19 protein-coding genes and 1 tRNA gene are annotated in these 23,967 nt (G+C 71.6%); 14 read left to right on the top strand and 6 right to left on the bottom strand.

The window, feature by feature from the left end; genetic code table 11:
- The first annotated feature begins 12 nt into the window (after positions 1-12).
- The 7 genes from ACIBK8_RS13385 to ACIBK8_RS13355 all read left to right on the top strand — a co-directional run bounded on the left by ACIBK8_RS13385 (position 13) and on the right by ACIBK8_RS13355 (position 6,145).
- Positions 13-534 (top strand): cupin domain-containing protein, encoded by a 522-nt coding sequence (locus ACIBK8_RS13385; RefSeq protein WP_399041880.1) that lies wholly within the window; start codon positions 13-15, stop codon positions 532-534.
- Positions 534-1,286, top strand: a complete 753-nt coding sequence (locus ACIBK8_RS13380; protein ID WP_399041879.1) for an SDR family oxidoreductase — start codon at positions 534-536, stop codon at positions 1,284-1,286. Before ACIBK8_RS13385 ends, ACIBK8_RS13380 begins: the two co-directional genes overlap by 1 nt.
- A gap of 88 nt (positions 1,287-1,374) precedes the next feature.
- Complete coding sequence (locus ACIBK8_RS13375; protein WP_399041878.1) at positions 1,375-2,163, top strand: SDR family oxidoreductase; 789 nt, start codon at positions 1,375-1,377, stop codon at positions 2,161-2,163.
- A 40-nt stretch (positions 2,164-2,203) separates the two neighbouring features.
- On the top strand, positions 2,204-3,850 hold the full coding sequence (locus ACIBK8_RS13370) for a thiamine pyrophosphate-binding protein (protein ID WP_399041877.1): 1,647 nt from the start codon (positions 2,204-2,206) through the stop codon (positions 3,848-3,850).
- A 47-nt stretch (positions 3,851-3,897) separates the two neighbouring features.
- Positions 3,898-4,836 carry a PDR/VanB family oxidoreductase gene (locus tag ACIBK8_RS13365; protein WP_399042074.1) on the top strand — a complete coding sequence of 313 codons (939 nt, stop codon included), beginning with the start codon at positions 3,898-3,900 and terminating at the stop codon, positions 4,834-4,836.
- A gap of 59 nt (positions 4,837-4,895) precedes the next feature.
- The gene (locus ACIBK8_RS13360; RefSeq protein WP_399041876.1) at positions 4,896-5,111 is read left to right on the top strand and encodes a recombinase-like helix-turn-helix domain-containing protein; all 216 of its coding nucleotides are present in this window, start codon (positions 4,896-4,898) and stop codon (positions 5,109-5,111) included.
- Positions 5,112-5,116: 5 nt separating this feature from the next.
- On the top strand, positions 5,117-6,145 hold the full coding sequence (locus ACIBK8_RS13355) for a Rieske 2Fe-2S domain-containing protein (protein ID WP_399042073.1): 1,029 nt from the start codon (positions 5,117-5,119) through the stop codon (positions 6,143-6,145).
- A gap of 71 nt (positions 6,146-6,216) precedes the next feature.
- On the opposite strand, the gene ACIBK8_RS13350 is transcribed toward ACIBK8_RS13355, so the two are convergent.
- Both ACIBK8_RS13350 and ACIBK8_RS13345 read right to left on the bottom strand, forming a co-directional pair.
- A complete protein-coding gene (locus ACIBK8_RS13350; RefSeq protein ID WP_399041874.1) occupies positions 6,217-6,750 on the bottom strand; it encodes a MarR family winged helix-turn-helix transcriptional regulator in 534 nt (177 codons plus the stop codon).
- Between the two features lie 135 nt (positions 6,751-6,885).
- Positions 6,886-7,608: a transporter substrate-binding domain-containing protein gene (locus ACIBK8_RS13345; RefSeq protein WP_399041872.1), complete on the bottom strand. Its 723-nt coding sequence runs from the start codon at positions 7,606-7,608 to the stop codon at positions 6,886-6,888.
- 184 nt (positions 7,609-7,792) lie between these two features.
- Here ACIBK8_RS13345 and pepN point away from each other — a divergent pair, with 184 nt between their 5' ends.
- From pepN to pyk, 5 genes are all read left to right on the top strand, one after another.
- Positions 7,793-10,354 (top strand): aminopeptidase N, encoded by a 2,562-nt coding sequence (pepN, locus tag ACIBK8_RS13340; protein ID WP_399041871.1) that lies wholly within the window; start codon positions 7,793-7,795, stop codon positions 10,352-10,354.
- A 182-nt stretch (positions 10,355-10,536) separates the two neighbouring features.
- Positions 10,537-12,348, top strand: a complete 1,812-nt coding sequence (locus tag ACIBK8_RS13335) for a pyridoxal phosphate-dependent decarboxylase family protein (protein ID WP_399041870.1) — start codon at positions 10,537-10,539, stop codon at positions 12,346-12,348.
- Positions 12,345-13,823 carry a lysine N(6)-hydroxylase/L-ornithine N(5)-oxygenase family protein gene (locus ACIBK8_RS13330; protein ID WP_399041869.1) on the top strand — a complete coding sequence of 493 codons (1,479 nt, stop codon included), beginning with the start codon at positions 12,345-12,347 and terminating at the stop codon, positions 13,821-13,823. The genes ACIBK8_RS13335 and ACIBK8_RS13330 overlap by 4 nt, the downstream gene beginning before the upstream one ends.
- A gap of 62 nt (positions 13,824-13,885) precedes the next feature.
- On the top strand, positions 13,886-14,602 hold the full coding sequence (locus tag ACIBK8_RS13325; protein ID WP_399041868.1) for an SIMPL domain-containing protein: 717 nt from the start codon (positions 13,886-13,888) through the stop codon (positions 14,600-14,602).
- 144 nt (positions 14,603-14,746) lie between these two features.
- A complete protein-coding gene (gene pyk, locus ACIBK8_RS13320) occupies positions 14,747-16,183 on the top strand; it encodes a pyruvate kinase (protein WP_399041867.1) in 1,437 nt (478 codons plus the stop codon).
- A 52-nt stretch (positions 16,184-16,235) separates the two neighbouring features.
- On the opposite strand, the gene ACIBK8_RS13315 is transcribed toward pyk, so the two are convergent.
- Positions 16,236-17,024 (bottom strand): helix-turn-helix domain-containing protein, encoded by a 789-nt coding sequence (locus ACIBK8_RS13315; protein ID WP_399041866.1) that lies wholly within the window; start codon positions 17,022-17,024, stop codon positions 16,236-16,238.
- Between the two features lie 86 nt (positions 17,025-17,110).
- A tRNA-Leu gene (locus ACIBK8_RS13310) sits at positions 17,111-17,193 on the bottom strand.
- A gap of 88 nt (positions 17,194-17,281) precedes the next feature.
- On the opposite strand from ACIBK8_RS13310, the gene ACIBK8_RS13305 reads away from it, so the two are divergent.
- Complete coding sequence (locus tag ACIBK8_RS13305; RefSeq protein WP_399041865.1) at positions 17,282-17,944, top strand: ANTAR domain-containing response regulator; 663 nt, start codon at positions 17,282-17,284, stop codon at positions 17,942-17,944.
- A 94-nt stretch (positions 17,945-18,038) separates the two neighbouring features.
- Here the strand turns inward: ACIBK8_RS13305 and ACIBK8_RS13300 are convergent, their stop codons facing one another.
- Entirely contained in the window at positions 18,039-18,512 is a 474-nt protein-coding gene (locus ACIBK8_RS13300) for a PaaI family thioesterase (protein ID WP_399041864.1), read from the bottom strand.
- Positions 18,513-18,626: 114 nt separating this feature from the next.
- A complete protein-coding gene (locus tag ACIBK8_RS13295; protein WP_399041863.1) occupies positions 18,627-20,912 on the bottom strand; it encodes an FdhF/YdeP family oxidoreductase in 2,286 nt (761 codons plus the stop codon).
- A 254-nt stretch (positions 20,913-21,166) separates the two neighbouring features.
- Here ACIBK8_RS13295 and polA point away from each other — a divergent pair, with 254 nt between their 5' ends.
- Positions 21,167-23,905 carry a DNA polymerase I gene (gene polA / locus ACIBK8_RS13290; protein WP_399041862.1) on the top strand — a complete coding sequence of 913 codons (2,739 nt, stop codon included), beginning with the start codon at positions 21,167-21,169 and terminating at the stop codon, positions 23,903-23,905.
- Positions 23,906-23,967 lie beyond the last annotated feature (62 nt).

The raw sequence follows: 23,967 nt of genomic DNA, 5'->3' as shown, positions 1-23,967 counted from the left end.
GGCAGTTCACCCGTGCCGCTCACCACCACCGCCTACGACAACGGCGGCGACCTCGCCGGCTACACCGACTCGCTGATCGCCACCAAGGACTCCCGCGAACCCGACTGGGACACCCTCGCCTTCCAGGCGAAGGCCGGCGACCAGTACCGCCGCGCCCAGATCCGCTACGTCGGATCCGGCGCCACCGGCAACCACGACGGCGACAACCGCATCCTGCCGTCCGGCGGTTTCACCTTCTCCAACATGCTGCTGCCGCCCGGTGCCGAGGGCCCCGAGCACACCCACCACGACGTCGAGGAAGCCTTCTTCGTCCTGGAGGGCGAGGTCCGCGTCGGCATCCACCGCGGAAGCGACGAGGTCGAATACCGCACCCTCGGCTACCGCGACATGATCGTCGTGCCGGCCGGTGTGGCCCGCAGCCTCAAGAACGAGGGCGGGACCGACGCCCTGTTCTGCGTCGTCATCGGCACCCGGAAGCCGCAGGTCCCCACCTACCCCGAGCACTCGCCGATGCACGGCGTGACCCGCGACTGATGGCCGCCACGGCACCCGGCACCGTCGTCGTCACCGGCGCGGGACGCGGCCTGGGGGAGGCCATGGCCCGCCGGGCGGCCGAGGACGGCCACCGTGTCGTCCTCGCCGAACTCGACGAGCGGCGCGGCACGTCGGCCGCCGCCGCGCTGCGCGCCGCAGGACTCGACGCGCACTTCGTCCGCTGCGACGTCGCCGACCCGGCATCGGTCGGCGAACTCGCCGCCCGCACCGAAGAGTTGGGCCCCCTGCGCGGGCTGGTCAACAACGCGGGTCTCGCCGACGGCGTCGGCGGCAAGGAATTCCAGGACATCGACGTCGAGACCTGGGACCGCATCATGACGGTCAACGCCCGCGGCCCCTGGCTCGTCGCCCGCGCCCTGCTGCCGCAGCTCCTCGCCGCCGGTTCGGGCCGCATCGTCAACCTCGCGTCCGACGCCGCCCTCTACGGCTCACCGCGGCTCGCCCACTACATCGCCTCCAAGGGCGCGGTCATCTCCCTCACCCGGGCGATGGCCCGCGAACTCGGCGACAAGGGCGTCACCGTCAACGCCGTCGCCCCCGGCATCACCGAGTGCGAGGCCACCGAGAACGTGCCCGCCGAACGGCACGCGCTCTACCGTCTGAACCGCGCCGTCTCCCGCCCGCAGCGGCCCGACGACCTCACCGGCCTCGTCGCCTTCCTCCTCAGCGAGGAATCCCGCTACCTCACGGGACAGGTCATCGCCGTCAACGGCGGCTTCACCATGCACTGACCGCGCGGCAGCCGCCCCGACCCGCCCGCACCGGCCGGCGCGCCCGCACCCCGCGCCGGCCCCCGAACCCCACCCCGGAGGAACCCTCATGGACCTCGGTCTGGCCGACCGCACCGTACTCGTCACCGGCGGCAGCTCAGGCGTCGGCCTGGCCACGGTCCGCGCCCTGCTCGCCGAAGGCGCCCGCGTCGCCACCTGCGCCCGCACCCCCGAGACCCTCGCCGCCGTCGCCGCCGGCCTCGACGCGGGGCCCGACCGGCTGCTCACCGGCGTCTGCGACATCCGCGACGCCGAGGCGACCGCCGCCTTCGTCCGCCGCACGGGCGACCACTTCGGCGGCCTCGACGCCCTCGTCAACAACGCCGGAAGCTCCCGGATGAAGCGCCTCGCCGAGACCACGGCCGACGACTGGCGCGACGAGCTGGAGCTGAAGTTCGCCGGCGTGCTCAACCCGCTGCACGCCGCCCTCCCGCTGCTCCGCGCCTCCGACGCCGCCTGCCTCGTCAACATCAACGCGGTCCTCGCCAAGCAGCCCGAACCCCGTCTGATCACCACCAGCGCCGCCCGCGCCGGCATCCTCAACCTCTCCGCCTCCCTCGCCAGGGAACTCGCACCCGACGGCATCCGCGTCAACTCCGTCTGCCTCGGCCTGATCGACACCGGCCAGTGGACCCGCAGGCACGCCGCGTCCGGCAGCACCCTGAGCTACGCACAGTGGCAGGCCGAACTCGCCGCCGACCGCGGCATCGCCCTCGGCCGCATCGGCCGCGCCGACGAGGTCGCCTACGCCGTCCTGACCCTGCTCTCCCCCCGCGCCTCGTACATCACCGGCACCACCGTCGACGTCTGCGGCGGAGTCGGCCGCGGCATCGCCTGACCCGGCACCCTCCCCACCGCCCTCCCCAGGAGCCCGCACCATGCCCAACCCCAACGGCGGCGACCTGCTCGTCGCCCTCCTGCGCGACCTCGGCGTCGACACCGTCTTCGGCGTCGTCAGCGTGCACAACCTGCCGCTCGTCGAAGCCACAGGCCGCGACCTGCGGTTCGTCCCCGTACGCCACGAGGCGACCGCCGTCAACGCGGCCGACGGCCACGGCCGGGCCCGCGGCGGCCTCGGCTGCGCCCTCACCAGCACGGGCACCGGCGCGGGCAACGCCGCCGGATCGCTGATCGAATCCCTCAGCGCCGGCAGCCGCGTCCTGCACGTCACCGGCCAGATCGACAGCCACCACATCGGCGCGGGCCGCGGCTACATCCACGAGACCCGCGACCAGCTCGGCATGCTGCGCGCCGTCAGCTCCCACGCCGCCACCGTCCCCGACGCCGAAAGCGCGGGCCGCGTGCTGCGGGAGGCCGCCGCCCACGCGCTCGGCCCGGCCGGCGGACCCGCCAGCGTCGAATGGCCCATCGACCTCCAGTACGCGCCCCAGGACCCGGCCCACCTGCCCGCGGCGCCCGCCGCACCGGCACCCGCCGAGGCCGCCCCCGGCGCGCTGGACGCCGCCGCCGACGCGCTCGCCGCCGCCCGCCGCCCGCTGATCTGGGCCGGCGGCGGCGCCACCACCGCAGGACCCGAACTCGCCGCGCTGCTTCGGCAGATCAACGCCGGGCTGCTCACCAGCAACTCGGGGCGCGGCGCCGTCCCCGAGACCGACGACCGCGTCATCGGCAACTTCGCCACCACCCCCGCCGGCCGCGAACTCCTCGCCGAAGCCGACCTGCTGCTCACCGTCGGCACCCACTTCCGCTCCAACGAAACCGCCGACTGGAGCCTGCGTCTGCCCGCCGTCCACCTCCAGATCGACCACGACCCCACCGCGCTCGGCCGCAGCTACCCCGCGGGCCACACCCTGCACGGCGACGCCGTCACCACCCTCGCGGCCCTCCGCACCCGGCTCGCCGCCCGCCAGGCCACCCCCGCCGACGGCGCCTGGACCGCCCGCGTCCGTGACACCCGCGAGTCCGTACGCGCCGAACTCCGCGACCGCATCGGCCCGCAGGCCGCCCTCTGCGACGCGATCCGCGCGGCGCTGCCACCCGAAGCCGTCATCGCCCGCGACGTCACCGTCCCCGCCAGCAGCTGGGGCAACCGCCTCCTGGACATCCACCATCCGCACACCAACGTCTTCCCGCGCGGCGGCGGCATCGGCCAGGGCCTGGGCATGGGCATCGGCGCCGCCCTCGCCCGGCCCACCACCCCCACCCTCGTCATGGCGGGCGACGGCGGCCTCGCCGTCCACCTCGGCGAACTCCTCACCCTCGCCCAGGAACGCCCCCGCCTCACCCTCGTCGTCTTCAACGACGGCGGCTACGGTGTGCTCCGCAACATGCAGGATCGCTACTTCGACCGCCGCTCCGGCGTCGACCTCACCACCCCCGACTTCGCCGCACTCGCCCACGCCACCGGCCTGCCCTACGCCCGCATAGCCGCCGAGGCCGACGCCGCGCCCGTCCTCGCCGCCGCCACCGCGAGCGAAGGACCCACCCTCGTCGAGGTCGACCTGACCGCACTCGGCCCCATGAAGACCCCCTTCACCCCGCCCGTCGCACTGCCCGCCAGGTAAGGAGGACGTCCGTGCCCGAAACCCCCATCGACCTGCTCGTCCACCGGATGACCTGGGAGGCCGACGACGTCCTCGCCCTCGACCTCGTCCACCCCGAGGGCAAGCCGCTGCCCCCCTGGGAACCCGGCGCCCACATCGACGTGCACACCGGCGGCCACCTCCGCCAGTACTCCCTGTGCGGCGACCCCGACGACACCGGCCGCTACCGCATCGCCGTCCTGCACACCCCCGCATCGCGCGGCGGCTCCGCCCACATCCACACCACCCTGCGCCCCGGCCACACCCTCCGCATCCAGGGCCCCCGCAACCACTTCGCCCTCGAACCGGCCGCCCGCTACCTCTTCCTCGCCGGCGGCATCGGCATCACCCCCCTGCTGCCCATGGCCCGCCACGCGCACCGCACCGGCACCCCCTGGCACCTCGTCTACGGCGGCCGGCGCCGCACCAGCCTCGCCTTCACCGCCGAACTCACCGCCCTCACCGACGCGTCCGCCACCGACCGCTGTGACCTGCACCCCCAGAACGTGCACGGCCACCCCGACATCGACGCCGCACTCGACGGCGTCACCGACGACACCCTCGTCTACTGCTGCGGCCCCGAACCCCTGCTCGCCGCCGTCGAGGAACGCTGCGCCGCCCGCGGCCTCGCCGACCGGCTGCGCACCGAACGCTTCGCCGCCCCGCCGCCCGCCCAGGGCGCCCCGGCCGACGGCACCGGCCACGCCTTCGACGTCGAATGCCGCCGCACCGGCCGCACCGTCCGCGTCGACGACGGCACCTCCATCCTCGAAGCCGTCGAAGCCGCCGGCATCACCGTCGACAGCTCCTGCCGCGACGGCATCTGCGGCACCTGCGAGACCCGCGTCCTGGACGGCACCCCCGACCACCGCGACTTCCTGCTCACCGACGGCGAACGCGCCGCGCACACCTCCCTGATGATCTGCGTCTCGCGCTGCGCGGGCGACCGCCTCGTCCTCGACCTGTGACCACCCCGGCGGCCCGGCCACCGCGCCGCACCGCTCACCCGCACCCGCCAGGAGCCACCGTGACCCCGTACCGCGAAGTCCACCAGTCCCGCACCCACGAGCCCACCCCCTACGAGATCAAACTCGCCCGCACCCTCGAAGAGGTCTTCACCCACGTCGGACACGAACTCGCCGACGTCATCGCCGGGCTGAATGCCCGTCAGGTCACGGCACCGGACGGCGAACCCTGGACCGAGCAGTCCTTCCGCGACGAGATGCACCGACTGGGAGCGTGACCACCGTGACCACCCACACCACCGCGCCGGCCACCGCCGACCACCTCTACGCCACCGGCCTGCGCAACCAGTGGCACCCCGTCGTCCCCTCCCGCTTCGTCGCACCCGGAGGCATGCGCCGCGTCACCGCGCTCGGCGAGGACTGGCTGCTCTTCCGCCGCGCCGACGGCCGCCTGCACATGCTCGCCGACCGCTGCCCGCACCGGGGCGCCCGGCTCTCACTCGGCCGCCACCTGGGCGACCGCATCTCCTGCTGGTACCACGGCGTCGAGGTCGACGGCACCGGCACCGTCACCTCCGTACCCGGCCTGCCCGGCTGCACCCTCGAAGGCAAACAGCTCGTCACCAGCCCCCCGGTCCGCGAGATCGGCGGCGCGATCCTCGCCTACTTCGGCGACACCGCACACCCCGAACCCTGCGAACTGACCCTCCCCGAACCGCTCACCGAACCCGGCACCGACGCCTTCCTCTGCTACGCCGAATGGGACGCCCCCTGGCGCTACGGCATGGAGAACCTCCTCGACCCCATGCACGGCCAGTTCCTGCACCACGAGTCGCACACCATGGGGGAGGGCGACACCACCGCCAAGTTCCGCATCCGCGAGACCGCCCGCGGCTACTTCTTCGAGAAGACCGACCAGCGCGGCGTCAACTTCGACTGGGTGGAGCTGTGCCGCACCGGCGTCGACTGGGTGGACCTGTCCATCCCCTACCCGCCGTCCGCCGGCCCCGGCGGCCCCTTCGGCATCGTCGGCATGATCTGCCCCATCGACGAGCACCGCAGCGGCGTCTTCTTCTGGCGCTACCGCCGCGTCACCGGCTGGCAGCGCGACACCTGGCGCTTCCTCTACCGCACCCTCATCGAGGAACGCCACTGGCAGGTGCTCGAACAGGACCGCGTCATGCTCGAAGCCCTGCCGCACGACGCCGACCAGGCCGAAAACCTCTACCAGCACGACCTCGGAGTCGTCCGGCTGCGCCGCCTCTACCGCGCCGAAGCCGAGAAGCAGGCGGCGGCCACCACCCCCGCCTGACGGACGAGCCACCCCGCCCCACGGCCACCGGCCGCGGCACCGCGCCGCGACGGTGGCCGGGCCCCTGCCCCCTACCCGGCCTCTTCCGCCGCCTCCGCCTCGCATATCGACCGCTCCAGCTTCGACAGCAACCGCGCCAACTGACGGCACTCGGCGGGGGAGAGACCGGCCAGCATCCGCCGCTCGTTCTCCAGATGCTCGGCGAACAACGTGTCGATCTTTGCCAGACCCTCGTCCGTCAGCCGCGACCGCACCACCCGCCGGTCCTGCGCGTCGCGCTCCCGCACGATCAGCCCGTCCTTCTCCAGCCGGTCGATGCGCAGCGTCACCCCCGCCGACGAGATCAGCCCGGAGTCCGCCAACTGCCCCGCCGTACGCCGGAACGGCCGCCCCGCCCGCCGCAGCGCCGTCAGCACGTCGAACCCGGCCACCGACAGGCCGTGCGACTCCACCGACGCCGTCAGCCGCGCGCTGTAGCGCAGAAACGTCCGGTGCAGCCGCGCCAGTACCTCCAGCGGAGCGGTGTCCAGCTCCGGCCGCTCCCGCCGCCAGTCCTCGATGATCGACGCCACCGCGTCCGACTGCTCCGCCGACCTGCGCACCATCTCCGCCGCCCTCCCCGGGCTCCACCGTCGGGCCGCGGCTCGTACCCGATCACCAGGGAAATTTTAGTACTGAGAAGCCAGGCGCCTAACGACACCGGCCGGGCGGCGGACCACGCGGAAGAGCCTTCAGGGCCGCTACCCGGGCGGGGCGACCAAGGCGTCGGACTGCTGCGCCCGCCGGAGCGCGTCGGCGACGAACCCACCGGCCTTCAGCTCCTCGACCACGTCCCCGAGGAACCGGACGGTCTCCGGGCGCCGGCTCGTCGTCGTGCCCACCGCCTGTTGTATCTGCATGAACCTGTCCTCGATCAGCCGGACTTCGGGATGCGCCGCCACGAACTCCGTCATCGGCTGCCTGATGCCGGCCGCGGCCTCAAGACCCTGCGCGCGGAACACCTCGACGCCTTCCTGCCCGCGCACGACGCTCGCGTGGCGCAGGGTGCGGGACAGGAAGAGGTCATAGGCGGACCCGTGCTTCACGCCGATCCGCACACCATCCCGGTCGACGTCGGCAGCCGTGACGAGGGCCGAGTCGCGGGGCACGGCGAACACCCCCTCGATCACGACATACGGCGCGGTGAAGGCGACCTGGGCCGCGCGTGCGGGCTCGACGGCCAGAAAACATATGTCGGCCCGGCCTGCCGCCATCGCCTCGTACGACTTCCGCGCCGCGTCGAAGCAGACCAGTTCCACCGGCACTTCCAGCCGCGCGCCGACCTCCCGCGCGAGGTCGACCGTGACGCCGGCCGGCGCATCCGGCGTGCCCTGCGCCAGGACCGGGTTACCCAGGTTGATGGAGGCCCGCAGCACGCCGCTCGGCGCCAGATCCCCGGCGATGGCAGCAAGTGAGATCGTCATGGAGCGGAGTGTAGGCGCGCCGTGTGACAGGACACCGGGCCCCGGGCGCCCCCGTCCTCACGGCACGGACCGCCGCCCCCCGACAGCCACCCGCCGCCGACTTTTCCACAGCCCCCGTGGGCCGCCCCCGCCGGTTGTCCACAACCCCGTGCAGCCGCCCCCGCACGTGCGGCAGCATGGCTCCATGCCCGCACTGCAGCGCGACGAGGCGCAGACCCGAGCCCAGATCATCGACGTCCAGAGCTACGACATCGACCTCGACCTCACCCGGGGCGAGGACGTGTTCGGCTCCAGGACCGTCATCCACTTCCGTGTGCGCGACATCGCGGGCAGCTCCGACACCTTCGTCGAGATCAAGCCCGCCGCGCTGCACACCGTCACCCTCGACGGCAGCCCCCTCGACCCCGCGCTGCTCGACGGCAACCGCCTCCCCCTGACCGGCCTCGCCCCCGGCGGCCACGAACTCCGCTTCGACGCCACCATGCGCTACTCCCGCACCGGCGAAGGCATGCACCGCTTCACCGACCCCGCGGACGGCGAGACCTACGCCTACACCCAGCTGTTCATGGAAGACGTCCAGCGGGTCTTCGCCGCCTTCGACCAGCCCGACCTCAAGGCCGTCTTCCGGCTCACCGCCACCGCACCCGAGGGCTGGACCGTCCTCGCCAACGGCACCACCACTCAGGACGCCGACGGCCGCTGGACCGCCGCCCCCACCCCCCTCATCTCCACCTACCTCGTCGCCGTCGCCGCAGGCCCCTGGCACTCCGTCCGCACCGAACACGCCGGGCTGCCCTTCGGCCTGCACTGCCGCCGCTCGCTGGCCCCGGCCCTCGACGCCGACACCGACGAGATCCTCGACATCACCCGCCGCTGCTTCGACCGCTACCACCAACTCTTCGACGAGCCCTACCCGTTCGACTCCTACGACCAGGCATTCGTGCCCGAATTCAACGCCGGCGCCATGGAGAACCCCGGCCTGGTCACCTTCCGCGACGAATTCCTCTACCGCTCGGCCGTCACCGACACCGAACGCCAGATCCGCGGCATGGTCATCGCCCACGAAATGGCCCACATGTGGTTCGGCGACCTCGTCACCCTCCAGTGGTGGGACGACATCTGGCTGAACGAGTCCTTCGCCGAGTACATGGGCTACCAAGTCCTCTCCGAAGCCACCCACTTCACCGGCACCTGGACCGAATTCGCCGTCTTCCGCAAGGGCTGGGGCTACGACGCCGACCAGCGCCCCTCCACCCACCCCGTCGCCCCCCGCGCCGAAGACGTCCCCGACACCGCATCCGCGCTCCTCAACTTCGACGGCATCTCCTACTCCAAGGGCGCCTCCGCACTGCGCCAACTCGTCGCCTGGATGGGCGAGAAGGACTTCCTCGCCGGCATCAACGACCACTTCGCCCGGCACCGCTTCGGCAACGCCACCCTCGCCGACTTCATCGACTCCCTCGCCCGCGCCGGCGACCGCGACGTCCACACCTGGGCCGCCCGCTGGCTGCGCACCTCCGGCACCGACACCCTCACCGCCGCCGTCGACGACCGGCCCGACGGCTGGGAACTCGCCGTCGAGCACCACGGCAGCCGCCCCCACCGCATCGCCGTCGGCCTCTACGACCAGGACCTCGCGGACCCCGCCGGGCTCACCCCGCGCGACCGCTTCGAACTGGACATCCCCGAGAAGGAGGGGCACACCCGCCGCACCTTCCCGGGAGCCGCGCCCGCCCTGGTCCTCCTCAACGACAGCGACCTGAGCTACACCAAGGTCCGCTTCGACGCGGCCTCCTGGCAGACCGCGGCCCGCGCCCTCTCCGGCATCCCCGACCCCCTCAGCCGCGCCGTCGTCTGGAACACCGCCCGCGACATGGTCCGCGACGGCGAACTCCCGCCCACCGCCTACCTCGAAGCCGCCCGCGCCCACCTCCCGCGCGAACCCGACGTCGCCATCGTCCGCAGCGTCCTCACCTTCGCCCGCACCCCCCTCACCGACTGCTACCTCCCCGCCGCCGAACGCCCCGCCGCCCTCGCCGCCCTCACCGCCATCAGCCGCGACCTCCTGCGCCGCACCGAAGGCCCCGAACACGGCGCCGAGGCAGGTCTGCGGCTCACCGCCGTCCGCGCCCTCATCGCCGGCGCCCGCACCCCCGACACCTTCCAGGAGTGGCTCGACGACGGCAGCGTCCCCGGCGGCCCCGCCCTCGACCCCGAACTGCGCTGGCACATCCTCGGCCGCCTCGCCGTACTCGGCGCCCTCACCCCCGACCGCATCGACGCCGAACTCGCCCGCGACCCCAGCGCCGCCGGCCACGAAGGCGCCGCCCGCTGCCACGCCGCCCTCCCCGACCCGGCCGGCAAACAGGCCGCCTGGGACGCCCTCTTCACCACCGAAGCCACCGCCACCGGCGACAAGGCCGTCCTGTCCAACCACCTCTTCACCGCCACCGCCACCGGCTTCTGGGCCCCCGAACAGCACGACCTGCTCCGCCCCTACGTCAGCCGCTACTTCGCCGAGGTCCCCGCCCTCGCCACCGAGCGCGGCCCCGCCCTCGCCGAGGCCGCCGGCCGCCACGCCTTCCCCAGCACCTTCGTCGAGCCGGAAACCCTCCGCCTCGGCCGCAGCTGCCTCGCCACCGGCGACCCGACCCCCGCGCTGCGCCGCAAGCTCGTCGACCAGCTCGACGATCTGGAACGCGCCCTGCGGGTCCGCTCGGCCCACCCGGCGCAGCCCGCCGGCTGACCTGCCGGAGCAGCCCGTCACGGATACCGCCGGGGAGGCCGACGACCGGCGGTATCCGAACATATGAAGCAGTCACTTACACGAACGAGTGGAACCACCTGCACCACTGGATGCGCGCTGCACCGGGAAAGTAACTTAGGGCGGCCTAACGTCCCGAACTCCCCACACAGAAGGGCACGTTCATGTCTGTGCCCGCCACCGGTGCCGCACTCGCGGGCGGCACCGAAGGCCCCCGCGCGCTCCGCCCCCTCATCGCCACCGTCCTCGACGCCCTCACCGACGGCGCCGAGGACCGCGCGGGCCCCCTCCCGGCCGGCGGACCCGACGCCGTGGCCCACGCCGTACGCGCCGCCTGCGCCCCCCTCCTCACCGACGAAGGCACCGGGCCGCACGACGCCCTGCGCACCCTCGTCCGCACCCTCGCCGCCGGCGCCGCCGACCCCGCGGACCCGCACTGCGCGGCCCACCTCCACTGCCCGCCGCTGGCCATCGCCGCCGCCGCCGAAGTGGCCGCCTGCGCCCTCAACCCCTCCATGGACTCCTGGGACCAGGCCCCCGCCGCCTCCGCCATCGAAGCCCTCACCACCCGCGAACTCGCGGCCCTGGTCTACCCCCACGCACGCACGACCACCCCGGCGCGGGCCGCACCGCACACACAGTCCCGGTCCGTCCCCGCAACGGCCCACCCCGCCCCCGCAACGGCCCCCGCCACCATTCCGGCCCCCGCCACCGCTCCGGACAACGCCCCCGCCGCCCCCGCCACCATCGGTCCGGAGCCGCACACCCCACCCGGAACCCCCGCCGCCGCCCGCACCCTCCCCGCCCCCGGCCCCTCAGCGGCCCCCCTCGCCCCTGGCGTCCCCGGCACCCCCGTCCCCACAGGCGGCCCCGACGCACTGGTCACGACCGGCGGCACCGAGTCCAACCAACTGGCGGTCCTCCTCGCCCGGGAGGCCGCCCACACCGCGCCCCACCGAAAGACCGCCGCCACGGCGAACGCCGCCGGGGACACCCCCGCGGACGCGACCGGGGGAGCCGACGGCGAGACGGGGGACCACACCCGACCCGCCCAACTCCCCGTCCCCACCCACCCCTTCACCCCCACGGACCGCCCGGAGCCCGCGGCTCCCCTCCGCATCGTCTGCGGCGCCAACGCCCACCACAGCATCCACCGCGCCGCCTGGCTCCTCGGCCTCCCCGCCCCGATCACCCTCCCCACCCCCGACGGCGTCCTGAGCCCCGACACCGTCCACGCGACCCTCTCCCGCCTCGACGGCCCCGTCCTCCTCACCGCCACCGCGGGCACCACCGACTCCGGCGCCATCGACCCCCTGCCGGCCCTGGCCGACCTCGCCGAACACCACGGCGCCCGCTTCCACGTCGACGCCGCCTACGGCGGAGCACTCCTCTTCAGCGACACCCACCGCGCCCTGCTCGACGGCCTCGACCGCGCCCACACCGTCACCCTCGACCTGCACAAACTCGGCTGGCAACCCGTGGCCGCCGGCCTCCTCGCCGTCCCCGGCAGCGCCGACCTCGCCCCCCTCGACCACCGGGCCGACTACCTCAACGCCGACGACGACACCGAGGCGGGACTGCCCGACCTCCTCGGCCGCTCCCTGCGCACCACCCGCCGCCCCGACATCCTCAAGATCGCCGTCACCCTCAAGGCCCTGGGGCGGCGCGGCATCGGCGACCTCGTCGACCGCACCCTCGACGCCGCCCGCACCCTCGCGGACCTCGTCGAGGCACACCCCGACCTCGAACTCCACTCCCGCCCCACCCTCACCACCGTCCTCTTCCGTCCCGCCGGCGCCGCCGACGCCACCCTCGCCGCCATCCGCCGCAGCCTGCTCACCGACGGGCACGCCGTCCTCGGCCGCGCGACCACCGCCACCGGACTCTGGCTCAAGGCCACCCTCCTGAACCCCCACACCCAGCCCGGTGACCTCGAAAACCTCCTGAAACTCGTGGAAGGCCACATTCCCCGATGACCACCCCCGCCCTTCCCGGCACCCCTGGCACCACACCCCCCACCTCCACGACGACGGAGCCCGACACCACCCCTCCGGCCGACACCACCAGCCCCACCGCCCCCCTCGACCTCGCAGGCATCGGCATCGGCCCCTTCAACCTCTCCCTCGCCGCCCTCGCCCACCCCCTCACTCAACTCCGCACCGCCTTCTACGACCAACGCCCCGCCTTCCACTGGCACCCCGGCCTCCTCATCGACGGCGCCACCCTCCAAGTCCCCTTCCTCGCCGACCTCGTCACCCTCGCCGACCCCACCAGCCAGTGGAGCTTCCTCAGCTACCTGCGCAGCCGCGAACGCCTCTTCCCCTTCTACTTCGCCGAGCGCTTCCACATCCACCGCGCCGAATACGACGCCTACTGCCGCTGGGTCAGCGAAAACCTCCCCGCCCTCCACTTCGGCCACCAGATCGACGCCGTCCGCTGGAACCCCCGGCACGCCGTATTCGAAGTCGACTTCACCCACCTCGACGCCGACGGCGAAGCCGAAGCACTCGGCCGCACCTACGCCCGCAACCTCGTCCTCGGCATCGGCACCGCACCCCACATCCCCGAACCCCTGCGCCCCCTCGCCGACGCCCCCACCGTCCCCGTCATCCACTCCGCCGACTACCTCGACCACCGCGAACGCCTGCTCGCCGCCGACCACATCACCGTCGTCGGGGCAGGCCAGTCCGGCGCCGAAATCTTCCTCGACCTGCTACGCGCCCGCCCCGCAGGCCACGAAAAACTCCACTGGCTCGCCCGCACCCCCGCGTTCGCGCCCATGGAATACAGCAAGATCGGCCTCGAACACTTCACCCCCGACTACACCCGCTACTTCCACGCCCTCCCCGAATCCGTACGCGACGGCCTCGTCCCCGGCCAATGGCAGCTCTACAAAGGCATCGACCACGACACCCTCGCCGCCATCCACGACGAGCTCTACCGCCGCACCCTGCACGGCGGCTGGCCCGACGCCACCCTCACCCCCGGCGTCTCCGTACACTCCGCGGCCCGCCTCGGCCCCACCGGCATCGAACTCCACATCGACCACGCCGAACAGGCCACCCGCACCCGCCTGACCACCGACGCCGTCGTCCTCGCCACCGGCTACCGCGAACGCCGCCTCGACACCCTCCTCGCCGCCCTCGACCCCCACCTGCACCGCGACACCGCCGGCCGCCCCCATGTCGACGCGGACCACCGCCTCGTCCTGGACCCCGCCGTCACCGGCCACCTCTACGTCCAAAACGCCGAACGCCACAGCCACGGCGTCGGCACCCCCGACCTCGGCCTCGCCGCCTGGCGCAGCGCCACCATCCTCAACTCCCTCACCGACAACACCCCTTACCCCCTCCCCACCCGCACCGCCTTCACCACCTTCGGCCTCCAGCAGCCCCCCGGCACCCCCGCCCCCGTCCCTCACCCCACCTCCCACCTCGCCCGCCGCCCCTGACCCGACGCACACCCATGTGCGACCCTTCACCCCGGCAGCCGACCGCCCGAAGGAGTCGCACCATGACCGACCCCACCCCCGCACCGCACACCACCGACCCCCTGCCCTACGGCACCCCCGACACCCCCCGCCTCGCGGTACGCGGCGAAGCGCGCCTGGAAGTCGACCCCGAAATCGCCCGCATCGCGGTCACCGTCAGCGCCCGCGGCACCGACCGTCCGACCGCCCTCAACGACCTCACCCGCCGCAACGAGCAGGCCCTCGCTCTCATCAAGAGCTACGGCGACGCCATCGAAAAACTCGAAACCGGCTCCTTCAGCCTCACCCCGCACCTCTCCGAAAAGGGCCGCCACGAACGCATCCGCGCCTACCACGGACGCGTCACCCTCACCGCCACCCTCAACGACTTCACCACCCTCGGCGAACTCACCACCCGCCTCGCCGACCTCGACCTCACCCGCGTCGACGGCCCCTGGTGGAACCTGCGCCCCGACTCACCCGCCCACCGCGACGCCCGCACCCACGCCGTACGGGAAGCCGTCCAACGCGCCCGCGAATACGCCGAAGCGCTCGGCGCCCGCCTCGACGCCCTCGTCGAACTCGCCGACATCGGCGCCGAGAACACCCCGCCGATGCCCGCCGCCCGACGCTCCTTCGGCGGCTACGCAGGCGGCCCCCCGGCCCCGTCCGACACGCCCGCGCTCGACCTCGAACCCCAGCGCCAGACCGTCTACGCCCACGTCAACGCGCGCTTCACCATGACCCGTCCGGCGCTCTGACACGCCGCCCCACACACCGGGATTCCGCTCATCGGAGCACCACCGCGCGCATTCCAATACTTGTCAACAGCCTTTCATCGAGAGGACGTTGGGCAGTCACTTCCGCACAGTTCTCTACCCATGGGTAAGTCATAGGGTCGAACCATGCGCCGAGCAAAGATCGTCTGCACACTAGGACCCGCCACCGACTCGTACGAGCAGATCAAAGCCCTCGTCGACGCCGGAATGGACATCGCACGCTTCAACCTCAGTCACGGCACCTACGCCGACCACGAGGCGCGCTTCGACCGGGTCCGCACCGCATCCGAAGAAACCCACCGCAGCGTCGGCATCCTCGCCGACCTTCAAGGCCCGAAGATCCGACTGGGACGATTCCGCGAAGGGCCCGTACTTCTCGAACGCGGCGACGAGTTCACCATCACCGTCGAGCCCGACGTCGAAGGCGACCGCCAACTCTGCGGCACCACCTACCAGGGCCTCGCCGCCGACGTCACCACCGGCGAACGCATCCTCGTCGACGACGGCAAGGTCACCCTGGAAGTCACCGGCGTCGACGGACCCCGCGTCCGCACCCTGGTGATCGAAGGCGGCATGGTCTCCGACCACAAGGGACTCAACCTCCCCGGCGTCGCCGTCTCCGTCCCCGCACTCTCCGAGAAGGACCAGAACGACCTCCGCTGGGCCCTGCGCACCGGCGCCGACATCATCGCCCTCTCCTTCGTCCGCAGTGGTCGCGACATCGACGACGTCCACCGCATCATGCGCGAAGAGGGCCGCTTCCTCCCCGTCATCGCCAAGGTCGAAAAGCCGCAGGCCGTCGACAACATCGACGACATCGTCGCCTCCTTCGACGGCATCATGGTGGCCCGCGGCGACCTCGGCGTCGAAATGCCCCTGGAAACCGTGCCGATCGTCCAGAAGCGCGCCGTCAAACTCGCCAAGCGCAACGCCAAGCCGGTCATCGTCGCCACGCAGATGCTCGACTCGATGATCGATAACTCCCGGCCCACCCGCGCCGAGGCGTCCGACGTCGCCAACGCCGTCATCGACGGCACCGACGCGGTGATGCTCTCCGGCGAGACCAGCGTCGGCAAGTACCCCACCGAAACCGTCCGCACCATGAGCCGCATCGTCGAGGCGGCCGAGGAAGACATCCTCGCCAAGGGCCTCCCGCCGCTCACCGACCGCAGCAAGCCCCGTACCCAGGGCGGCGCCGTCGCCCGCGCGGCTGCCGAGATGGGCGACTTCCTCGGCGCCAAGTTCCTCGTCGCCTTCACCCAGTCCGGCGACACCGTCCGCCGCCTCTCCCGCTACCGCTCACCCATCCCGCTCCTCGCCTTCACCCCCGACACGGCCACCCGCTCCCAACTGAACCTCACCTGGGGCGTGGAGACCTTCCTCGGACCGACCGTCAATTCCACCGACGAGATGGTCGCCCAGGTCGACGAGCAACTCCTCAAGATCGGCCGCTGCGAGAAGGGCGACGTCGTGATCATCACGGCCGGCTCCCCGCCCGGCGTCGCCGGCTCCACCAACCTCGTCCGCGTCCACCACATCGGCGAGGACGACTCCCCGAAGTAGCCCCACCCCCGCACACGTTGATGCCGGGCCGAGGTCCTGACTGCCGTCCCTGTCAGTACTTCGGCCCTATGTGTGCGTCCATGAGCGCGACGGAGGCTTTGCGGGCCACGGAGACGGTGAACGGGTCGCTCCCGCGGGCGAGTACGGTCCATTCCACGCCGACCTTCGTGAGGGTGTCGGAGAAGAGCCGACGGATGTCGTCGGACTTGTTGGCGAAGAGATACCGCGGGTATTCATAGCGTTTGCGGGTGCCGCCCACGGACCGCGTCGTCCAGTTGATGATCCGGCAGCCGTCCGAGTGGATCAGTCCACGGACGAACTCCCAGGGATGCGCGTCCACGATCTGCTGTTGCCAGGGTTCGAGGACGATCGGACGTTCGTGCTTCTTTCCCTCGCCGTGCTGAGGGAACATGCACCACAGGTGCGCGGAGTAGATTTTCACGTTGTGGCAGCCGGTCTTGCGGACCCGGCACACGGAGTTGTCGGGGAAGACCGCGCGCATCGCTGCCTCGCAGGCGTCCATGAGGCCCGGCCAGTCGTCACCACACGTAATCATGAGGCTCGGTACGCGGTGCCCCGAATACCGGATGATGTGGCCGTCACCGAGGTAGAGGGCCAGGAGGTAGGCGTAGGCCGCATCGTCGAGCTCGCGGCCGTCGCACCGCGGGCACTTCGGGGTGTGGGCACCGGGGCACTCTCCGCGTCCGGCGCGGTCCAGGTGCCGCCAATAGCTGATGGTGCCGGTGGGGACGCCCAGCGCGCGGGCGACATCTGCGTTCCTCGCGCCGGTGCGGAGTTGGGTGACCGCCCGGTGGCGTAAGTCCGTGCTGTGAAGGTTCATGCCTTCACTCTGCGTGACGAAGCGCGCGATGGGAAGGGAAAATGTGTGCGGTTCATGCGATGGTGCAATTCCGCTTGCTGTAGAGGTGCCCGGTGTGGGATTCGAACCCACATGCCCGAAGGCACGGCTGTTTGAGAGCCGCGTGTCTGACCAGTTCCACCAACCGGGCCGGTTGCGAGAGACACCCTACCGTGTGCATCAGGATGGCTGCCGCTAGGTAGGCTGCAAGGGCACCACCTGCCTGAACAAGGAGTCCCGTGAGCGCCCCCGAGCCCGAGCAGCCCGCCGCCGATGACGATCAGTCGCATGTCCCGCCGCTGACCACGCGCGTCGTGATCGCCGAGGACGAGGCTCTCATCCGTCTCGACCTCAAAGAGATGCTGGAGGAGGAGGGCTACACCGTCGTCGGTGAGGCCGGGGACGGCCAGAAGGCCGTCGAGCTGGCCCGGGAGCACCGTCCCGACCTGGTCATCCTCGATGTGAAGATGCCGATCCTCGACGGCATCTCGGCCGCCGAGAAGATCGCCGAGGAGAGCATCGCGCCGGTCCTGATGCTGACCGCGTTCTCGCAGCGCGAGCTGGTCGAGCGGGCGCGGGACGCGGGGGCGATGGCGTACCTCGTGAAGCCGTTCTCGAAGAGCGACGTGGTTCCCGCGATCGAGATGGCCGTCAGCCGGTTCACCGAGCTGAAGACGCTGGAGAAGGAGGTCGCCGATCTCTCCCAGCGCCTGGAGACGCGCAAGCTGGTGGACCGCGCGAAGAGCATTCTGCAGACGCAGTACGGCCTGACCGAGCCGGCCGCCTTCCGGTGGATCCAGAAGACGTCGATGGACCGCAGGCTGTCGATGCAGCAGGTCGCCGAGGCGGTCATCGAGGACGCCGCGGAGAAGAAGCAGAAGGACCAGCAGAAGGATCAGTAGCAGGACCTGTGGCGGCGTGCGGAGCGTGCCGTCCCGAGTGGCCCCGTACCGGTGATCGGTGCGGGGCCACTCGCGTATGGGGCCCGAGGCGGCGCTAGTTGCGGTAGGCGTCGGGGTCCGCGTCGCGGAGCATGCAGGTCAGGCGGGCGGTGCAGACCCGCTTGTGCTGCTCGTCGCTGATGGCGATCTCGTAGGTGGCGGTGGAGCGGCCACGGTGGACGGGGGTGGCGATGCCGGTGACCAGGCCGGAGCGGGCGCCGCGGTGGTGGGTGCAGTTGAGGTCGACGCCGACGGCGAGTTTGCCGGGGCCGCCGTGCAGCATGGCGCCGACGGAGCCGAGGGTTTCGGCGAGTACCGCGGAGGCGCCGCCGTGCAGCAGTCCGTAGGGCTGGGTGTTTCCCTCGACGGGCATGGTGCCGACGACGCGGTCGGGGGCGGCTTCCAGGACCTGCACGCTCATCCGCCGGCCGAGGTGTCCGGCGGAGAAGAGTGCGGGCAGGTCGAGGCCGAGGCCGGCCCATTGGTCGAGGATTTCCTGCGGAAACGTGGTGCGGTACTGCTCGCCCATGGCGTTCGGCTCCGTTCGCTCGCCTGATCGTCGTCGATCCGTGCCTGTTCCTATCAGGCCGCTGAGCAAGCGCTCAGCACGGGGTCGTGGTTTCCCGGGCGGGGCGGTCGCAGGTCAGCTCTGCTGCGGCGGTTCCAGGCGGATCACCACGGACTTGGAGGCGGGGGTGTTACTGGTGTCCGCGGTGTGGTCGAGGGGGACGAGCACGTTCGTCTCGGGGTAGTAGGCGGCGGCGCAGCCGCGGGCGGTGGGGTAGTGCACGACGCGGAAGCCGGGTGCGCGGCGTTCGCTGCCGTCGGTCCATTCGCTGACGATGTCGGTGTAGTCGCCGTCGGCGAAGCCGAGTTGGCGGGCGTCGTCGGGGTGGACGAGGATCACGCGGCGGCCGTTCTTGATGCCGCGGTAGCGGTCGTCGAGGCCGTAGATGGTGGTGTTGTACTGGTCGTGCGAGCGGAGGGTCTGGAGGAGCAGGCGGCCTTCGGGGGTGGTCGGGTATTCCACGGGTGCCGCGGTGAAGTTGGCTTTGCCGGTGGTGGTGGGGAAGCGGCGGTCGTCCCGGGGGGCGTGCGGCAGGGTGAAGCCTCCGGGGCGGGCGACCTTGGTGTTGAAGTCTTCGAAGCCGGGGATGACGCGCGCGATGCGGTCGCGGATGGACGCGTAGTCCTTCTCGAAGGTGTCCCAGGGGGTGCGGCTGCGGTCGCCGAGGACGCGGCGGGCCATGCGGGCGATGATGGCGGTCTCGGACAGCAGGTGGGGGCCGGCGGGTTCGAGGCGTCCGCGGGATGCGTGGACCATGCCCATGGAGTCCTCGACGGTCACGAACTGTTCGCCGCTGTCCTGGAGGTCGCGTTCGGTGCGGCCGAGGGTCGGCAGGATGAGGGCGCGGGCGCCGGTGATGGTGTGTGAGCGGTTGAGCTTGGTGGAGACGTGGACGGTGAGGCGGGCGCGGCGTACGGCGGCTTCGGTGACGTCCGTGTCGGGGGTGGCGGAGACGAAGTTGCCGCCCATGGCGAAGAAGACCTTGGCCTGTCCGTCGCGCAGGGCGCGGATGGCGCGGACGACGTCGAAGCCGTGTTCCCGGGGCGGTGCGAAGCCGAATTCCTTTTCCAGGGCGTCGAGGAAGGCGTCGTTGGGGCGTTCGAAGATGCCCATGGTGCGGTCGCCCTGGACGTTGCTGTGGCCGCGTACGGGGCAGACGCCGGCGCCGGGGCGGCCGATGTTGCCGCGCAGCAGGAGGAAGTTGACGACTTCGCGGATGGTGGGGACGGAGTGTTTGTGCTGGGTCAGGCCCATCGCCCAGCACACGATGGTGCGCCGCGAGTCGAGGATCATGCCGAGGGCGTTCTCGATCTCTTCGCGGGTCAGGCCGGTGGCGCGGAGTGTCTCGTTCCAGTCGTCGTCGGCGCGCGCGGTTTCGGCGAACGCTTCGTAGCCGTGGGTGTGTTCGCGGATGAAGTCGTCGTCGACGGCGCCTTCGGTTTCCAGGATGCGGCGGTTGAGGGCGCGGAAGAGCGCTTGGTCGCCGCCGATGCGTACCTGGAGGAAGAGGTCGGTGAGGGCGGTTCCGCCGCCGGCCAGTCCGCGGGGGGTCTGGGGGTTCTTGAAGCGTTCCAGGCCGGCTTCGGGCAGTGGGTTGACGGAAATGATTTTGGTGCCGCCGGCCTTGGCCTTTTCCAGGGCGGTGAGCATCCGGGGGTGGTTGGTGCCGGGGTTCTGTCCGGCGATGATGATCAGGTCGGCTTTGTAGAGGTCCTCCAGCAGGACGCTGCCCTTGCCGACGCCGATGGTTTCGGTGAGTGCGGAACCCGACGACTCGTGGCACATGTTGGAGCAGTCGGGGAGGTTGTTGGTGCCGAATTCCCGGGCGAACAGCTGGAAGAGGAAGGCGGCTTCGTTGCTGGTCCTGCCGGAGGTGTAGAAGACCGCTTCGTCGGGGGAGCCGAGGCCGGTGAGTTCTTCGCCCAGGATGTCGAAGGCGCGTTCCCAGGGGATGGGGGTGTAGTGGTCGGCGCCTTCGGCGAGGTACATGGGCTGGGTGAGGCGGCCCTGCTGGCCGAGCCAGTAGCCGCTGCGTCCGGCGAGGTCGGCGACGGAGTGTGCGGCGAAGAATTCGGGTGTGACGCGGCGCAGGGTGGCTTCTTCGGCGACGGCTTTGGCGCCGTTCTCGCAGAATTCGGCGGTGTGCCGCTGGTCGCCTTCGGGCCAGGCGCAGCCGGGGCAGTCGAAGCCGTTCTTCTGGTTGACGCGGAGCAGGGTGAGGGCGGTGCGGCGGACGCCCATCTGCTGCTGGGAGATGCGCAGGGCGTGGGTGATGGCCGGCAGGCCGACGGCGGAGTGCTGGGGCTCGCCGACCTCAGGTGCGTCCTGGACGGGGTCGGTTGCGGGCGGCTTGCCTGCCATGGCGCTCTCCCTTGAGCCGGGTGCCGAGCCGTCTCGCGGTGGGTCGGGCGGGACGGATGGGTGGGGTGTGCAGGTGATCCTGCCACGGACCGGCCGGGCGGTGCAGGGGTGCGGGGGAGCCTGTGGACAACCGCGGTGGCGGGCTTGTCCGTGGTGGGTACGGACGGTGAGGGCGGTGTCGCGGGCGGCGGGCGGGGTGCGGGGTGCGGCCGTCGCGGCGGGGATTGTCAGTGGGGCGTGGCAGGATCGGGGGCGTGGCAGCAAAGGCAGCGAAGAAGAGCGAAGCGACCGGCACCGAAGCGGCGGGGGGCGGCCGTCCCCGCCTGCTCCTGATGGACGGGCATTCCATGGCCTACCGGGCGTTCTTCGCCCTGCCCGTGGAGAATTTCACGACCGCCACGGGGCAACCCACCAATGCGATCTACGGCTTCGCGTCGATGCTCGCGAACACCCTGCGTGATGAGGCGCCCACGCACTTCGCGGTGGCGTTCGACGTCTCGCGCAAGACCTGGCGCTCGGAGGAGTTCCCGGATTACAAGGCGAACCGTTCCAAGACGCCCGATGAGTTCAAGGGGCAGGTGGAGCTGATCGGTGAGCTGCTGGACGCGATGAAGGTGAAGCGGTTCGCCGTGGAAGGCTTCGAGGCCGACGACGTCATCGCCACTCTCACCGAGCAGGCGACTGCTGAGGGTTTCGCGGTTTCCATCGTCACCGGTGACCGCGACTCCTTCCAGTTGGTCTCCGATGACGTCACGGTGCTGTATCCCACGAAGGGCGTCTCGGAGCTGACCCGTTTCACTCCGGAGAAGGTTTTCGAGAAGTACGGTCTGACGCCTTCGCAGTACCCGGATTTCGCGGCGCTGCGCGGTGACCCGTCCGACAACCTTCCGGGTATCCCGGGTGTCGGTGAGAAGACGGCCACGAAGTGGATCAATCAGTTCGGTTCGTTCGCCGAGTTGGTGGAGCGGGCCGAGGAGGTCAAGGGCAAGGCGGGCCAGAATTTCCGTGATCACCTGGAGTCCGTGAAGCTCAACCGTCGGCTGACCGAGATGGTGCGTGACGTCGCGCTGCCCTGCGGTCCGGACGCGCTGGTCCGTGAGGCGTACGACCGTGAGGCGCTGACGGTGTTCCTCAACGGTCTGGAGATCCGCAATCAGGGGCTGCGGGACCGGCTGCACGCCGTCGATCCGGGCTCTGAGGAAGCCGCGGACGAGACCGCTGTGGCGGGTGGTGTGGAGGTGGACGGAACGGTGGCCGGCCCCGGCGAGCTGGCCCCGTGGCTGGCGGAGCACGGCGCGGAGCCGCTGGGTGTGTCCACCGTCGACGTGTGGTCGCTGGGCAGTGGCAGCGTCGCCGAGGTGGCGCTCGCCGCGGCCGGGGGGCCGGCCGTCTGGTTCGACCCGACGCAGCTGGACGAGGCCGACGAGCGGGCGTTCGCCGCTTGGAGCGCGGATGCTTCCCGCCCCAAGGTGATGCACAACGCCAAGGGCCTGATGCGGGTCTTCGGCGAGCACGGCTGGCACATCGAGGGTGTCACCATCGACACGGCGCTCGCCGCCTACCTGGTCAAGCCGGGCCGCCGCTCCTTCGCGTTGGACGCCCTGTCCGTCGAGTACCTCGGCCGGGATCTCGCGCCGGCCGCAGAGGGCAGCGGGCAGCTGGCTTTCGGTGCCGACGAGCAGGCCGAGGCGGACGCCCTGATGGGGAAGGCGCGGACGGTCCTGGATCTGGGTGCGGCCTTCGAGACCAAGCTGGCCGAGGTCGGCGCCGCCGAGCTGCTGCGTGACCTGGAGCTGCCGACGAGCCGGCTGCTGGCCCGGATGGAGCGGGCGGGCATCGCGGCGGATCGGGGCTGGCTGGAGCGGATGGAGCAGCAGTTCGCCGGGGCCGTGCAGCAGGCGGTGCAGGAGGCGCACGCCGCGGCGGGGCACGAGTTCAATCTGGGCTCGCCCAAGCAGCTCCAGGAGGTCCTCTTCGGCGAGCTGGGTCTGCCCAAGACGAAGAAGACCAAGACGGGTTACACCACCGACGCCGACGCGCTGGCCTGGCTGGCCGCGCAGACCGAGAACGAACTCCCGGTGATCATGCTGCGGCACCGTGAGCAGTCCAAGCTGCGCACCACCGTCGAGGGCCTGATCAAGACCATCGGTTCCGACGGCCGCATCCACACCACGTTCAACCAGACGGTGGCGGCGACGGGCCGGCTGTCCTCGACGGACCCCAACCTCCAGAACATCCCGGTGCGGACTGACGAGGGCCGGGCGATCCGCCGGGGCTTCGTCGTCGGTGAGGGTTTCGAGTCGCTGCTGACCGCCGACTACAGCCAGATCGAGCTGCGGGTGATGGCCCATCTCTCCGAGGACGAGGGCCTGATCGAGGCGTTCACCTCCGGCGAGGACCTGCACACCACCGTCGCCTCGCATGTCTTCTCGGTCGAGAAGCACCAGGTCGACCCGGAGATGCGCCGCAAGATCAAGGCGATGTCCTACGGCCTGGCGTACGGCCTGTCGGCCTTCGGTCTCTCGCAGCAGCTGGGCATCCAGCCGGACGAGGCCCGCAAGCTGATGGACAACTTCTTCGAGCGTTTCGGCGGGGTGCGCGACTACCTCCAGCGCGTCGTGGAGGAGGCGCGGGCCACCGGCTACACCGAGACGATCCTCGGCCGCCGTCGTTACCTCCCGGACCTCAACAGCGACAACCGCCAGCGCCGCGAGATGGCGGAGCGGATGGCGCTGAACGCCCCGATCCAGGGCACCGCGGCCGACATCGTCAAGATCGCGATGCTGAAGGTCGACGAGGCGCTGCGGGCCGCGGAGTTGGAGTCCCGGATGCTCCTCCAGGTGCACGACGAAATCGTCGTCGAGGTGGCCCCGGGCGAGCGCAAGAAGGTCGAGGAGCTGGTCCGCCGCGAAATGGCCGGAGCGGTCGAGCTGCGGGCGCCGCTGGACGTCTCGGTCGGTTCCGGCGGGGACTGGGAGTCGGCGGCTCACTGAGCCACTGCCGCCCGCGCTCGGGGCCCGTACTCGCCAGGGGAATCACCTTGGCGGGTACGGGC

The organism is Streptomyces sp. NPDC050161 (assembly GCF_044460025.1).
Taxonomy (GTDB): Bacteria; Actinomycetota; Actinomycetes; order Streptomycetales; family Streptomycetaceae; genus Streptomyces.
Note: the sequence above shows the minus strand (reverse complement) of the source record. Positions and strands in the feature narration are given on the sequence as shown.